Consider the following 14255-nt stretch of genomic DNA (forward strand, 5'->3'; position numbering starts at 1 on the left):
AGCGCACGATAAGGGGGCAACCCTGGATCGGTCGGGCACCGATGCTGACGACACGTCACTTCAGCTTGTCGGACAGTCGCCCCGCCGGAAGGGGCGCCGCGCTGCTCGGCCCGCCGGGCAGGACGTAGCCGGAACCGTCCTCCGCCCCCCAGCCCACCTCGGCCGTACGCCTGTTGAGCGGGTCGGCGTCGGCGAACACGCACAGGGCCCGCAGCCGCCGGCGGAGGCGGCGGGGGTCGGCGGGCGGGCCGCCGGGCGAGATGTCGGCGGCCAGTTTGTACGACCCGCGGCTGCCGGTGCGCAGCAGGTACGTCAGGTGCCAGACGTCGGTGCCGGGCAGCCGGTCCAGCAGCGAGGAGGTGAGGTCGTCGCGGTCGGTGATGCCGTCGGCGAGCAGCAGCACCTGACCGGTGGCCCGGTGGCCGCGCCAGAGGAACGTCACCGCGCGGTCACCGGCCGCCCCGGCGGCCTCTTCGATCAGGGGCGTACCGCGCCGCTCGGCGTCCGCCCAGAATGCGGCGAGCAGGGTTCCGCGTTCGGCTTCGGTGGCGGTGGCGAGCCGGGCGGCGAGGCGTTCGACGCAGGGTCCGGCCGTGCGGAACGGCCGCGAGTCCTGAGCGTCGGGACCGACGAGGACGTACATCTTTCCCGCTTTCCTGAGCGACGGGCGGCCCCTGTGACCACCCCGCCGCGACCATGTTTACTTAGGTTAGCCTAAGCTAACTTTATTGGTCATACGGATCTGCCCCGCCCCGGGAGGCCGCCCATGCGTCTGCTCGTCACCGGCCGCGCCGGATTCACCGGCTCGCCCTTTCTCAGGGCACTACTGTCCACCACTCCCGTCAGCACCCCGCGCGCCGTCACCGTGCTCGACCCGTCCGCCGGCTCCGGCCCCGCCGGACCACCCCCCTTCGCCGGCCGCAGCTGCATCGACCACGTACCCGGCGACCTCCACGACCGGCCGCTGATCCAGGAGTTGATGCGCCACCATGAGCTGGTCGTCCACCTCGCCGAGGAACCCGACGCGGCCCGCGCCGCCGCCGTCGACCTGCCGGGCACCCGCGCCCTCCTCCAGTCGGCCGTGCACGCCGGGGTGACCCGGTTCGTCTACGTCTACGACCACTACCGGGCGCTGCGGCTGACGCTCGGCGGCGGCGCGGCCGGTCAGGTGCACGACCTCGGCGACGGGGCCGAACTGACCGCGGCCGAGCTGACCGGACGCCTGCTCACCGAGTGCGGCCGCGCGGGAGGCACGCGATGAGCTGCTGGCTGGTGACCGGCGCCGACGGCGAGGTCGGGCGCAGACTGTGCGCGCTGCTGCGCGCGAACGGCCAGCGGTTCCTGCCGCTGGGCCGGGACGATCTCGACCTCGGCGACGCGGCGGCCGTGCAGTCGACCCTGCTGCGCACGCGTCCCGCCGTCGTCGCGCACTGCGACGCCCGGCCCGGCGCGGGCGCGATGCCCTCCGGCCCGCGCGCCGTCCGCGGCGACCTCGACGCCTTGCGGGTGCTCGCCCGCGCCTGCGGCCGGCTCGACGCCTGCCTGCTGCACCTGGCCGCGGGCCGGACGCTGTGCACGACATCGCTGTACGCGGCGCACGGCCGCACCGTGGTGCACGAGGAGCTGCCGGACAGCGCGCCGGGCACCCCGCGACGGCACCCCGACGGCGGCTGCCGGGCACCGGACTGGGTGTGCGACGTGGCCGAACGGCTCTACGCGCTGGGCAGCACGCCGGGCGGCGGCCGGGCAGCCGGCTGGCCCCGCCCGGCACCCGCCGTCAGCGGTGCGCGCGGGCACCACTGAGCAGCCGGCCGTCATGGGCGGCGCGGCCGGGCACACCGAGCGGTGTGTGCGGGCCGCACTCCGCCAGCACATCGAACAGGCCCGCCACATGCGTACGCAGGCGCGCCGCCGTGTAGAGCCCCGGGTGGGCGGCGCAGTCGATGCGCAGCCCCGAAGCGCCGCCGTCGGCGCCGACGGTGACGGCGAGGTCGTGGACGGGCCCGTCGGTGAGGGGGTGCGCGAGGGCGGGCGCGCCCGCGAGGGTGAGGCCGTCCCCGGGCTCCCGCTCGGCGATCAGCGGGCCCACCAGGGCCGGTCCCACAGCGCCGCGTCCGAGGTCGCGGCGGAGGTCCGCCAGCGGGTAGCGCTGGTGGCGCCGGGCGGCCCGCAGGCCGAGGACGGTCTGCCGGATCAGCGTCGCGAAGGTGTCGTGCGGACGCACCGTCAGACACAACGGGAGGACGTTGCGCAGCACACCGGGGACACTCAGCGCCGTCGGCCCGGTGCGGCCCGGCATCGGCACCCCGAGCACGACATCGGCCACGCCGGTGGTCCGCGCGACGTGCAGTCCCAGTGCCGCGGTGAGCACCTCGGCCCGGGTGGCGTCCAGCCCGGCGGTCAACTGGCCGATTCTCCGGACGAGGTGACCGGGTACGGCCACGCCGTCACGGAGGGCGGTGCGGGCGGGCGGCGCGGTGCGGCCCGCGAGCACGGGCGGCGCGGGGCGGTCGCCCAGGGTGGCGGACCAGTGAACCCGGTCGGCCGTGTACTGGTCGGACGCGCGGTACGCCGCCTCGTCCGCGATCAGCGCCGAGAGCCGGCCGAAGGGGCTGTCCGGCGGGCGCAGTCCGGCGGCGAGCGCGTCGTACACCTCGGCGGTCCGCCGGACGAGGAGGCCGCGCCCGAAGTCGTCCATGACGAGGTGGTGGACGCGCCGGTACCACAGCCAGCGGTCCTCCCCGACCCGGAACAGCGCGTACCGGAAGAGCGGTCCGCCCTGCGGGAAGGGGCGTTGCAGGTCCGCCGCCATCCAGGCGTGCGCCTCGGCGTCCGGGTCCGGCCGGTCGCGCAGATCAGCGCGGTGCAGGGGGAAGCCCTTGCCCGGCGCCTCGATGACGAGCGCGCACTGCCGGGGGCCGTCGGCGGTGGCGAAGACCCGCATGCGCAGCGCGCTCGCCTCGCCGACCGTGCGCTGGAGGGCCTGCGCGAACAGGCGCGGCTCCAGCGGGCCGAGGATCTCCCGGTACTCGGCGCTCTGGTGTGCCGGACCGTCGGGGCCGTACCGCGCGTCCCACACCTCGCGCTGGGCCGCGGTGAGCGGCAGGGCGCGGGGGCACGCGGACGACGGGACGCATGACGCGCCGGCGAGCGGTTCCGGTATCGGCATGACCCACCCCGATCTCAGTAAGGTTAGCCTAACCTAACATGATCCTTCGGGTGCCTGCGAAGTGGTGGAGGCCGTGGCACCCGTGCCCACCGACGCCGAACTCCGCGAGCGGGGCGGCCATGCTGCGCGGCATGGCGGCGGCGGGGCTGACCGGCGGGCACGCGAGGGACGCGGGCGGGGGCAGCCTCGCCACGTACGCGGCGCTGGAGGAGCAGGACGCGCTCGGCCTGCGGGTGCGCGTGGCGCCCTGTAGCCGGCCCAGCGCCGACGACGACGCGCCGGACGCGCTGATCCGGACGCAGGGCACGGGCGGCCGGCTCTGGCAGGCCGCCGGGGTCAAGCTCTTCATGGACAGCACCATCGACAACGGCACCGCCCGGCTGGAACGCCCGGACTGCCACGGCGAGTCCACGCACGCCTTCCGGCCGGACCCGGGCGCCTACACCCGCGCCGTCACGGCACTGCACCGGGCGTGCGTGCCCATCGCCACGCACGCCATCGGCGACGCCGCCGTACGCCATGTCCTGGACACCGTCGAGAAGGCCACGGCGGAGAGCGGCCGGCCGCGGGGGCACCGCGTCGAACACATCGAGACCGTCCCCGACGACACCCTCGACCGCTTCGCCGCGCTCGGGGTCGCCGCGTCGATGCAGCCCACCCACTGCTGCGAGTGCACCCGGGCCGACCACACGGACAACCGGTCACGCCGGCTCGGCGAGGAGCGGGCGGGGCGCGCCTGGCACTGCCGCGGCCTGTAGGACTCGGGCGCCACTGTCGTCCTCGGCTCCGACGGGCCGATCGCCCCGTACGCGCCGCTCGCCGTCATGGCCGGCGCCCGGCATCGTCGCCCCGGCCTGACCCTGCCCCCGCACGGCCCCGATCAGGCGCTGGCGCCCCTGGAGGCGCTGCAGGGCCGCACCGTGAACCCGGCCCGGGCGGCCGGGAGGAGGGCCGAGGCGGGCCGCCCGGCCGTCGGGTACCGCGCCGGTCTGACCGCGTTCGCCGACGACCCGCTCGCCGTCGCCGACCTCGCCGCGCTGCCCGTCCTGCTCACCGTCGTCGACGGCCGGCCCACACACCGGGACGCCGCGCTCTGACCCGCGGCTGAGGCCCCGGCCGGGCCGTACCGGTAGCCGCCCTCAGGCGCCGTCCCGCGGCCCGGCCGCCACCGGCGGCATGTTGAACGGCGTCACGATCTGGATCGTGGCGGGCGGGAAGGCGCCTTCGGGCGGCAGGGCGCCGTGCGCACGCATCACGGTCTGGCAGGCACGGCGCATGTCCTGCCGCAGATCGTGGTGGAGGACGGCGGAGATACGGCGCTCGCGCAGCAGCCGGGTGTTGTCCTGGTCGAGATCGTGGGCGATGAAGACGGCGCACTCGCGGCCGAGGTCGTCGAAGGCGTCCACGGTCGCGGCGTTGCCGCCGCCCATCGAGTAGACCGCCGTGATGGCAGGGTCGCGCCGGAGTGCCGCGAGGACCAGGTCCCGCTGGGTGGCGTCCAGGCCGTCGCTGTCGGTGACCTCCACCAGCGTGCGGTGCGGCTGGGTGCTGCGCATGGCGCTGCGGAAGCCCATCTCGCGCTCCTCCTCGCCCCGGAAGAAGCCGCGGCTGATGGTGGTGAGGACGTTGCCGGGCCGGTCGCCGAGCCACTGGCCCACGAGGTAGGCGGCCGTGGTGCCGGCGGCCCGGTTGTCGATCCCCACGTACGCGCGGCGCGCGCTGCCGGGCAGGTCCGTGACGAGCGTGACGACGGGGATGCCGGCGGCGGCCAGCCGGCCGACGGCCGCGGCCACCTCCGGGACGTCCGGCGCCTTGAGGACGACGCCCTGGCTACCGCGCTTGGCGATCCTGTCCAGCGTGGCGACCAGCTCGCTCACGGGACCGGTCTCGCGGAAGTGGAAGCGCGAGCGCACCACCGCGGGGCGCAGCGCGGGCAGTTCGGCCTCCAGGGCGGTGCGCACCGCCGACGAGAACCGCGCCGGTGACTGCATCACGATGTCGATCATGAATGTGCGGCCGCCGATCCGTACCTGGGTGCGCTGCCGGTCCAGGTCCTCGATGGCCTGCCGCACCTCGCGTGCGGTGTTCGCCCGTACGCCGCCCCTGTTGTGCAGCACGCGGTCGACGGTGGCTTCGCTCAGCCCGGCCTGCCGGGCGATCTCACGGATCGGATAGGGGTGTGCCATGGCGAATCCTTGCGCGGCAGTGAGGGGTTTTTGAGGGATGGCTGAGGGTTGCTTGAGGGATACGGGGCTCACAAGAATGACAGAGCCCACTGCTCACCGGAAGGAACCGGCATGTACGCGCACCGCGCTGCGTCCCACCCCTGGCTGAGCGGCGCAGACTGCTCGCTCGACGCCTTCCGCACCCTGGTCGAACGGACCACCGACCCGGCCGGCTTCCCCGCCGCCGACACCATCGAGCAGAACGTGCCCCGCTACTCCGGCGACCGGCTGCGCACGCTCACCGCCACCCCGGACGGCCGCCGCGCCGTGCAAGCAGAGCTGATCCGCGCCCTGTTGGACGGGCCCGGCATCGTCGTCCTCACCGGTGCCTTCGACGCCGCCGTCACCGACCGCGCCACCGACTCCTTCCGCGCCCTCATCGAGGAGGAGCGGGCGGTCGGTACCGCGCGCGGCGACCACTTCGCCAAGCCCGGCGCCAACGACCGCGTGTGGAACGCCCTGGAGAAGACGGCCGTCCGCGCGCCGGAGGCGTTCGCCGACTACTACGCCAACGGCCTCGTCGCCCTGGTGGCCGAGGCCTGGCTCGGGCCGGGCTACCAGGTCACCTCGCAGATCAACGTGGTCAACCCCGGCGGCGCGGCGCAGAGCGTGCACCGCGACTACCACCTCGGTTTCCTCTCCCAGGAGCAGGCGGCCGGCTATCCGGCGCACGTGCACCGCCTCTCCCCCACCCTGACCTTGCAAGGCGCCGTCGCCCACTGCGACATGCCGGTGGAGTCCGGGCCGACGCTCTACCTGCCGTACTCGCAGACGTACGAACCGGGCTATCTCGCTTGGCGGCGCCCGGAGTTCATCGCGTACTTCGAGGCACACCACGTGCAGCTGCCGCTGGCCAAGGGGGACGCGGTGTTCTTCAACCCCGCGCTGTTCCACGCCGCCGGGCACAACCGCTCCGCGGACATCCGGCGGATGGCCAACCTGCTGCAGATCTCCTCCGCCTTCGGCCGTGCCATGGAGGCCGTCGACCGCGAGGCGGTGGTCAACGCCCTCTTCCCCGTCCTGCTGCGCCGCAAGGCCGCGGGCGCCGGCGAGGAGTGGCTGCGGAACGTCGTCGCCGCCTCCGCCGAGGGCTACCCCTTCCCCACCGACCTGGACCGGGACGCGCCGGTCGGCGGCCTCGCGCCGCCGTCCCAGGCGGACACCGTGCGGCAGGCGCTGGCCGAGGAGTGGACACCGGAAGCACTGCGCAAGGAACTGCGGGCCGGCGCCGAACGACGGCGCGGCTGAGAGAGCGGAGAGAAGCGGACATGGCACTGCGGGAACTGCTGGCCGACAGGATCGTGCTCATCAACGGCGGGAGCCAGGGGGTCGGCGCCGGGGTCGCTCGCGCGGCCGCCCGGGAAGGCGCCACCGTCGTCGTCACCGGACGCCGCGCGGAGGTCGGCGAGGCGCTGGTGGCCGAACTGACCGCGACGGGCGCCAAGGCCGCCTTCCGCCGCGCCGACCTGGCCGACCCCGCGCAGGCACGCGGCAGCGTCGAGGACGTGGTGGCCGCGTACGGGCGCATCGACTGCCTGGTCAACGCGGCGGGGCTGACCTCGCGCGGCTCGCTGCTGGACACGACGCCCGAGCTGTTCGACGCACACATGGCTGTCAACCTGCGGGCGCCGTTCTTCGCCATGCAGGCGGCCGTCGCCGACATGGTGGCGCGCAAGGCGCCGGGCACCATCGTCAACATCGGCTCCGACTGCGCGCACGGCGGCCCGCCGCACCTCGCACCGTACTCCGCCGCGAAGGCCGGGCTCGCCGGCCTGACCAAGAACGCCGCGCACGCCCACCGCTGGGACCGGATCCGGATCAACGCTCTCAACATCGGCTGGACGGAGACCGAGGGCGAGGACGCCGTCCAGCGCGCCTTCCACGGCGCGGGCGACGACTGGCTGGAACAGGCGGCCCGTACGCAGCCGATGGGCAAGCTGGGCCAAGTCGACGAGATCGCCGACTTCGTCGTCCTCCTCCTGTCCGACCGCAGCGGGGTCGTCACCGGCTCGGTCATCGACTGGGGCCAGCACGTCATCGGCGGCTCGGACTGACCTCGCGTACGCACGGAAGGAGCGCGCGCATGCGCCTCGGCATCATGGGTCTCGGCAGGATCGGGACCTTTCACGCACAGACCCTCGCCTCGCTGGACGCGGTGGGCTCCCTCGTGGTCACCGACCCGGTCGCCGCCGCCGTCTCCGCCGCGGCGGACCGGCTGGGCGCCGAACCGGCCGACTCGCCGGAGGCGGTACTCGCCTCCGGGGTGGACGGTGTGGTGATCGCGGCGGCGACCGACGCGCATCCCGCGCTCCTCCACGCGGCGGTCGAGGCCGGGCTGCCCGTCTTCTGCGAGAAGCCGGTGGCCCGCACCCCGCAGGAGAGCCTGACCGTCCTGAAGGCGGTGGAGGCGAGCGGGGTGGCGGTCCAGATCGGCTACAACCGGCGCTTCGACCCCGGCTTCGCGGCCGCGCGGCGCGCCGTCGTCAGCGGCGAGCTGGGACCGCTGCACACCGTACGCTCCACGACCCTGGACCCGGAGCCGCCGCCCGCCGCGTACGTGGCGGTCTCCGGCGGCATCTTCCGCGACTGCGCCGTGCACGACTTCGACACGGTCCGCTGGGTCACCGGGCGCGAGGTCACCGAGGTGTACGCGACCGGCAGCAACCGCGGCGCCGAATACATCGCGGCGGCGGGCGACGTCGACACCGCCTCCGCGATCCTCACCCTCGACGACGGCACTCTGGCCGTCGTGTCGAACACCCGGCACAACCCCCGCGGCTACGACGCCCGGCTGGAGCTGCACGGCATGAAGGACAGCGTCGCCGCCGGCCTGGAGGACCGGCTGCCGCTGCGCTCGGTGGAACCGGGCGTCGCCTTCCCCGGCGGCACCCCGCACCACTTCTTCATGGACCGCTTCGCCGCCGCCTACCGTGCCGAGCTCACCGCCTTCACCGAAGTCGTCGCGGGCACCCGCCCCTCCCCGTGCACCGTCGCCGACGCGCTGGAGGCGGGGTGGATCGCCGAGGCGTGCACGCTCTCGCTCCATGACCGGCGGCCGGTGCGCATCGAGGAGGTACGCACGGCCTGACCACCGGTTCCGCGGGATCTCCGGCGACCGTCGTGGGTGCCGGCAGCCACGTCATGGGATGCTGGAGCCTCCATGGATCATGGCGAGCAACGGGAGAGTACGGCAGCGTGATGGCAGCGATACGGCGGGCCCGCACCGGCACCTGGGACCGCTTCGCGGCGTCCGACCCCGGACTGCTGCGGCTGATGGCGGGGCTGCGGACGGTCGGCGCGATCACGCTGACCCTCGCGGTCCTCGCCCTGCTCGGCACGGACGTCACGCACATGGTGGCGGGCGCGATGGCGGCGATGGTCGGCACCTTCGCCATCAAGGAGAAGGAGGTGCGCGGGCAGGCCATCACGCTCGCCTGCGCACTGCCCGTCGCCCTCGCCTCGATGTCGCTGGGCGCGCTGCTGCACTCCCAGATCATCGCCGGTGACATCTTCTTCGTCCTGCTGATCTTCGCCGCGGTGTACGGCCGCAGGTTCGGCGACCGCGGCACGGCTCTCGGCCTCATCGGCTTCCAGGTCTACTTCGTCTCGCTGTTCGTCCGCGCCACCACCGACACCCTGCCGGAGCTGTACCTGACGCTGACCGTCGCGTTCGCGTGCAGCGCGGTCGTACGTTTCGCCGTGGTGCCGGAGACACCCCAGCGCACGCTGGGACGGCTCCGCGAGGCGTTCCGGGCCCGGCTCGCCCAACTGGTGGCGGCCCAGCTCGAACTGCTCGACGCCACCCCGGAGGACCTGGACAAGGTCCTGGACACCCTGCGGCAGCGCACCGCCCGGCTGCACGAGGCGGCCCTGATGATCCAGGGCCGGCTGGACGAGGGCACCCGGGACGCGGCCACCGCCGCCCGGCTGCAGCGCCGCGTGGCCGACGCCGAGATCGCCGCCGAGCGGCTCGGCGTCACCCTGCTCAACGCGCGCAGCGCCGAGCGCGCCGACACCATCACGCTGCACCTGCCGCACGCGCCGGTGCAGGTCGCCGAGCACCGCATGCCGACCGAGGACGCCACGACCATCACCCTCCGCCGGGACCTGAACGCGCTGCACCTGCTGATCGCGCGGCCCGCCGCGGACGGGCGCGGCATGGCCGTAGCCCACGTACGGAACCGGCTGCTCGGCTACCGCGACGAGGACAAGCTGCCGCCCGCCTCGCCCGCCGTCCAGGACGTCTTCCGTGGCATCGGTGAGGCGGCGCGCGCCGTGCTGGGTCTGCGGCTGGCGCTGGACGGACCGCAGGACGCGTCCGACGACAGCCCCGCGACGGCCCGCTCCCGCGAGGAGTTCGACGCCGAGGACGTGGCGATGGCCGGCCTGGACGAGGAGGCGGAGGACAAGGCCGACGAGGAGCGTACCGGGCTGCGGCGGCCCACCACCCGGGCCGCCTTCCAGGTCGCGGTGGGCTCGACGCTGGCCATCATCGGCGGCGAGTTCCTCTCCAGCCAGCGCTGGTACTGGGCGGTGCTGACCTGCTGGGTGGTCTTCCTCAACACGGCCTCGACCGGCGAGATCATGGTCAAGGGGTACCGCCGGCTGGTGGGCACGGTCCTCGGCGTGGTCGCCGGTGTGGCGCTCGCCGGCCTGGTCGGAAACCACACCTGGCTCGCGTTCGGCCTGGTCCTGCTCTTCATCTTCGGGATGTTCTTCACCGCCCCGCTGTCGTACGCGCTGATGTCCTTCTGCGTCACCGCGATGCTCGGCCTGCTCTACACGCTGCTGAACACCTACAGCCTGGACGTGCTGATCCTGCGCATCGAGGAGACGGCGCTCGGCGCGGCCTGCGGCATCATCGCGGCCGTGCTGGTGCTGCCGGTGCACACCGACAGCCGCACGGACGAGCTGCTGGGCACGGTGCTGGAGCGGCTGCGGGACGTGGTGTCGGCGGCGGTGGAACAGCTCAGTGGCGGCCCCGCCGTCGACCTGCTGGACAAGGCGCGGGACCTGGACACCGCGCTGGACGATCTGCGCGCCTCCACCCAGCCGCTGACGCACCCGATCACGCCGCTGCGGGTGCGCCGGCAGACCGCGCGCTATCTGGTGGCGCTGCTGGAGACCTGCGCGTACCACGCCCGTTCGCTGGCGGCGACCGCCGAGCTGGTGCCGTACAGCAAGAACGTCGCGGCCGACCCGCGGCTGGAGCGGGCGGGTCTGCGCATCGCCCGGAACATCGACGTCATAGTGGCGCGGGTGGTGGACGAGAGCGCCCGCGGCGAGGTCACCGCCGGGGCGAGCATCGCCTCGATACTGGACGTGGACGACACCGGCGCCCCGCGCTCCGGCACCGTCACCTACCGGGTGCTGCGCCACCTCCAGCGCCTCGACGAGGGCGTGGTCGGCCTCGCCCGGCCGTTGGACGTGCCGGTGGCCGGGCGCAGCGTCGGCTCGACCGGCTGAGGCCCGCCCCCTCCGCGGGCCCCGCCGGCGTCACGCCCGGCTCAGCAACTCCGCCACCAGCGCCCCGACCTGCTCCGTCTCGATGAGGAAGCCGTCGTGCCCGTACGGCGACTCGATGGTGCGGACGCGGTCGGCGCCGGGCAGCGCGGCCGCCAGCTCCGCCTGCTGGGCGAGCGGGTAGAGCCGGTCGGAGTCGACGCCCGCGACCAGCGCGGGCATCCGGGCCCTGCCGAGCGCCGCGGCCGTACCGCCCCGGCCGCGGCCGACGTCGTGGCCGTTCATCGCGTCGACCAGGGTGAGGTAACTCCCCGCGTCGAAGCGGCGGACCAGCTTCGCCGCGTGGTGGTCGAGGTACGAGGCGACCCGGTAGCGCCCGCCCCGCCAGGGGTGCTCGCCCGGCTGCGGTGACTGCTCGAAGCGGGCGGCCAGCTCCGGCTCGCTGCGGTACGTCACATGGGCGATGCGGCGGGCGGTGCCGAGGCCGTGGTGCGGGCCGCCGCCCGGCGGCGCGTCGTGGTACCGCCCGCCCCGCCACCCCGGGTCGGTGCGGATGGCGGTGGTCTGGATCGTGCCCCGGGCGATCTGTTCGGCGGAGGCGGCGGCCGGGCAGGCGAGCGCCAGCAGCGCGCCCGTACGCTCCGGACGGCTCACCGCCCACTCCAGCGCGCGCACGCCGCCCATGGAGCCGCCGATGACGGCGGCCCAGCGCCGGATGCCCAGCGCGTCGGCGAGGGCGGCCTCGGCGGCGACCTGGTCGCGCTGGGTCAGGTACGGGAAGTCCGGTCCCCAGCGCGCCGTTCCGGTACGGAGCGAGGCCGGGCCGGTGCTCCCCTGGCAGCCGCCCAGCACATTGGGCGCGACGACGCACCACCGCCGGGTGTCCAACGGCGCGCCCGGGCCGATCAGTGCGTCCCACCAGCCCGCTGTCGGGTGACCGGGGCCGGCCGGGCCCGCGGCGTGACTGTCCCCCGTCAGGGCGTGCAGGAGCAGGACGGCGTTGGACGCGTCCGGCGCGAGCCGCCCCCACGTCTCGTACGCGATCCGTACGCCCGGCAGCTCTCCGCCGGCCTCCAGGGGCAGCGCGCGGGGCAGGGTCACCCAGGCGCGGCGGCCGGGCGGGTCTCCCTCCCGCCAGGCGCCGCTGGCGGGAGGGAGAGCGACCGTGGCGGACGCGGCGGCCGTGCTCAGGACGCCGCCTTCGCGGCCCGGAACCCCGCCTCCAGATCGGCCTTGAGGTCGTCGGTGTTCTCCAGGCCCACCGACAGGCGCACCAGGCCGGGACGCACAGTTCGGGGGCGGAACCGGCGGCGGCAGGGCCCGTGCCGCGCTCTTTCCTGGACCGGTGCCACGGACCGTAGGACGCGCCGAGGGGCTCCCGGAAGCCCGTGCGCCATCTGGCCACGAAGCCGCAACACCGGCCATGGAGCGGCAACACTGCGGATACGTAAAGGGGTTGGCGGACGCCTAGGGGCAGCCCTCGGGAGGGGTGCTCACGCCACGCGCGAGTCGGCCGGCGCGGACTCCCCGTCGTCCTCGATCAGGTGGACGTCGTTGACGTCGATGTTGACCTCGACGACCTCCAGGCCCGTGATGCGTTCCACCGCGGCGACGACGTTCTCCCGTACGTCCCGTGCCACGTCCGTGATCGGTACGCCGTACTCCACGACCAGGTCCAGGTCGATGGCCGTCTGCCGCTCGCCGACCTCGACCTTCACGCCACGGCCGACGTTCGGACGGCCGCCGGGCACCCGGTCGCGGACGGCGCCGAAGGTGCGGGACAGGCCGCCACCCATGTCGTACACACCGGGGATCTCCCGCGCCGCCATGCCCGCGATCTTGACGACCACGACGTCCGCGATGGCGGTCCTGCCGCGTGTCGCCGCGGGCTGGTCGGCACCGGCCGCGCCACCGCTCAGGGTGGTGTTGCCGGTCGCGGCACCGCTCTTCGGGGCGGTGCTCTCCTTGGCGGCGTTCACCTGCTGCTGCGTCATGGGCTTCTCCTGGGTCGGACGGGTGCGATCCGGTTCCGCCACCCGCTCTCGACCGCTTGGACCCGCCGCTGCCGGATTCGTCACGCGGTCCGCCGGATTTCTTCGGCGGCTCCCGGCGCGGCCCGTCAGCCGCCGGCCGGCCGACTCCCCGCCGAGGCCGGTACGGGGGCCTCCTCGGCCTCCTTGCCGGTCTTCGGGCGGGGTACGAGCGGCATACGGAAGGCCCAGTCCATCCGGGGCTCCATCACCGGGCGGAAGAAGCGGCGCACCGGGGGCGAGGTGAGGGCCAGCGCGAGGGCGACGCCGAAGACGGTGACGGCCAGTTCACCGGCCGGGGTGTGCCAGAACGCCGCGTCGAACCAGCCCTTCCAGGCGGCGGTGCGCACGAAGAAGCCGTGCAGCAGGTAGGCGCAGAGGGTGCCGGCGCCGAGCGCGGTGAACCACGTGCGGCGGCGCGGTACCAGCGCCAGGAACGCCACCGAGAGCACGAGCGAGCAGAGCGTCGTACCCAGCACCATCGCCACGCCGACCGGCCAGGAGACGTGCAGCTCGCCCCAGCTGTGATTGTGCATGGCCCACTGTGCCGTCATCCGGCCCTTGGCCCAGTACGCGAAGGCCGCGCCCGCCAGCAGCACCGGTACGGACGCGATCCGCACCCACCGGGCACGCAGCAGCTGCCAGTGCTCGGGGCGCAGCACCAGGCCGATCACGAAGAAGGGCAGGAACTGGAGCACGCGGTCGAGGTTGAGGACGCCGCTCACCGAGGTGGCCGCGCCGACCAGCGAGACGGCGAAGGCGAGACCGACCGCGACCCACCAGCGCATCGCCCGCCACAGGGGCGCCGTGAGCCGCCATACGAAGAGCGCCGCGAGGAACCAGGTGAGGTACCACGGGGAGAGCAGGCTGAGGTCGTTGTGCCGGCCGTCGACGGCGTTGCCGTACAGCGTGTAGGCGGTTTCGAAGAGGAGATACGGCACCGCGACGCCGGTGATGAGCCGCTTGCCCTGCTCGGGCTTGAGGACGAAACTCCGCGAGAAGTAGCCGGAGATCACGATGAACAGCGGCATGTGGAACATGTAGAGGAACAGGTACGCGGACCACACGGCGTGGCTGTCCTTGAGCGGCTGCCAGGCGTGGCCCGCCACGACCAGCACCATGGCCAGCAGTTTCGCGTTGTCGAAGAATGGATCGCGTCCTGCCCCCGGCACGTCCGGCGAGCGCTGTCCCACGTGGCCTCCTCAGCGATGACCGCGGTGCGCCACCCGCTGTCCCCACCGGTCACCGTGAGCGGGACGGCCCACCCTCCTCCTACACGTTGTAGGGCACGACCCTAGGGCCCCATGGGGCGTGGCGTCGAATGTCCCACCACTGTGTCGGATGTCCCACCACTGTGCCGGACGGCGG

Annotated in this window: 12 protein-coding genes and 2 pseudogenes; 7 read left to right on the forward strand and 7 right to left on the reverse strand. The window is 74.2% G+C overall.

The features are described from left to right. Window positions 1–55 precede the first annotated feature (55 nt). The gene (locus ACIGQF_RS02190; RefSeq protein WP_399704283.1) at window positions 56–643 is read right to left on the reverse strand and encodes an enterochelin esterase domain-containing protein; all 588 of its coding nucleotides are present in this window, start codon (window positions 641–643) and stop codon (window positions 56–58) included. A gap of 123 nt (window positions 644–766) precedes the next feature. On the opposite strand from ACIGQF_RS02190, the gene ACIGQF_RS02195 reads away from it, so the two are divergent. Further along, window positions 767–1261: an NAD-dependent epimerase/dehydratase family protein gene (locus ACIGQF_RS02195; RefSeq protein WP_399704285.1), complete on the forward strand. Its 495-nt coding sequence runs from the start codon at window positions 767–769 to the stop codon at window positions 1259–1261. Continuing rightward, the gene (locus ACIGQF_RS02200; protein WP_399704287.1) at window positions 1258–1803 is read left to right on the forward strand and encodes a sugar nucleotide-binding protein; all 546 of its coding nucleotides are present in this window, start codon (window positions 1258–1260) and stop codon (window positions 1801–1803) included. Before ACIGQF_RS02195 ends, ACIGQF_RS02200 begins: the two co-directional genes overlap by 4 nt. Here ACIGQF_RS02200 and ACIGQF_RS02205 read toward each other — a convergent pair. Continuing rightward, a complete protein-coding gene (locus ACIGQF_RS02205) occupies window positions 1778–3169 on the reverse strand; it encodes a condensation domain-containing protein (protein WP_399704290.1) in 1392 nt (463 codons plus the stop codon). The genes ACIGQF_RS02200 and ACIGQF_RS02205 overlap by 26 nt on opposite strands. A gap of 52 nt (window positions 3170–3221) precedes the next feature. Between ACIGQF_RS02205 and ACIGQF_RS02210 the strand changes: the two are divergent. Continuing rightward, a pseudogene (locus ACIGQF_RS02210) lies at window positions 3222–4266 on the forward strand (amidohydrolase family protein); the annotation flags it as partial. A 42-nt stretch (window positions 4267–4308) separates the two neighbouring features. Here ACIGQF_RS02210 and ACIGQF_RS02215 read toward each other — a convergent pair. Next, the gene (locus ACIGQF_RS02215; RefSeq protein WP_399704292.1) at window positions 4309–5355 is read right to left on the reverse strand and encodes a LacI family DNA-binding transcriptional regulator; all 1047 of its coding nucleotides are present in this window, start codon (window positions 5353–5355) and stop codon (window positions 4309–4311) included. Between the two features lie 111 nt (window positions 5356–5466). Between ACIGQF_RS02215 and ACIGQF_RS02220 the strand changes: the two genes are divergently transcribed. The 4 genes from ACIGQF_RS02220 (at window position 5467) to ACIGQF_RS02235 (ending at window position 10860) form a co-directional block, all read left to right on the forward strand. After that, window positions 5467–6642: a phytanoyl-CoA dioxygenase family protein gene (locus ACIGQF_RS02220; RefSeq protein ID WP_399704295.1), complete on the forward strand. Its 1176-nt coding sequence runs from the start codon at window positions 5467–5469 to the stop codon at window positions 6640–6642. Between the two features lie 20 nt (window positions 6643–6662). Then, the gene (locus tag ACIGQF_RS02225) at window positions 6663–7448 is read left to right on the forward strand and encodes an SDR family oxidoreductase (protein ID WP_399704298.1); all 786 of its coding nucleotides are present in this window, start codon (window positions 6663–6665) and stop codon (window positions 7446–7448) included. 29 nt (window positions 7449–7477) lie between these two features. Beyond that, entirely contained in the window at window positions 7478–8482 is a 1005-nt protein-coding gene (locus ACIGQF_RS02230) for a Gfo/Idh/MocA family oxidoreductase (RefSeq protein ID WP_399704300.1), read from the forward strand. 110 nt (window positions 8483–8592) lie between these two features. Continuing rightward, window positions 8593–10860: an FUSC family protein gene (locus ACIGQF_RS02235; RefSeq protein WP_399704302.1), complete on the forward strand. Its 2268-nt coding sequence runs from the start codon at window positions 8593–8595 to the stop codon at window positions 10858–10860. A 30-nt stretch (window positions 10861–10890) separates the two neighbouring features. On the opposite strand, the gene ACIGQF_RS02240 is transcribed toward ACIGQF_RS02235, so the two are convergent. The 4 genes and pseudogenes from ACIGQF_RS02240 to ACIGQF_RS02255 form a co-directional block, all read right to left on the reverse strand. Further along, window positions 10891–12048 carry a homoserine O-acetyltransferase gene (locus tag ACIGQF_RS02240; RefSeq protein ID WP_399704763.1) on the reverse strand — a complete coding sequence of 386 codons (1158 nt, stop codon included), beginning with the start codon at window positions 12046–12048 and terminating at the stop codon, window positions 10891–10893. Further along, a pseudogene (locus ACIGQF_RS02245) lies at window positions 12045–12146 on the reverse strand (PLP-dependent transferase); the annotation flags it as partial. The gene ACIGQF_RS02240 and the pseudogene ACIGQF_RS02245, both read right to left, overlap by 4 nt. 204 nt (window positions 12147–12350) lie before the next feature. Beyond that, window positions 12351–12851: an Asp23/Gls24 family envelope stress response protein gene (locus ACIGQF_RS02250; protein ID WP_399704304.1), complete on the reverse strand. Its 501-nt coding sequence runs from the start codon at window positions 12849–12851 to the stop codon at window positions 12351–12353. Window positions 12852–12976: 125 nt separating this feature from the next. Beyond that, window positions 12977–14080 (reverse strand): acyltransferase family protein, encoded by a 1104-nt coding sequence (locus ACIGQF_RS02255; RefSeq protein WP_399704306.1) that lies wholly within the window; start codon window positions 14078–14080, stop codon window positions 12977–12979. Window positions 14081–14255 lie beyond the last annotated feature (175 nt).

Source organism: Streptomyces sp. NPDC053560 (genome assembly GCF_044544605.1).
Taxonomy (GTDB): Bacteria; Actinomycetota; Actinomycetes; order Streptomycetales; family Streptomycetaceae; genus Streptomyces.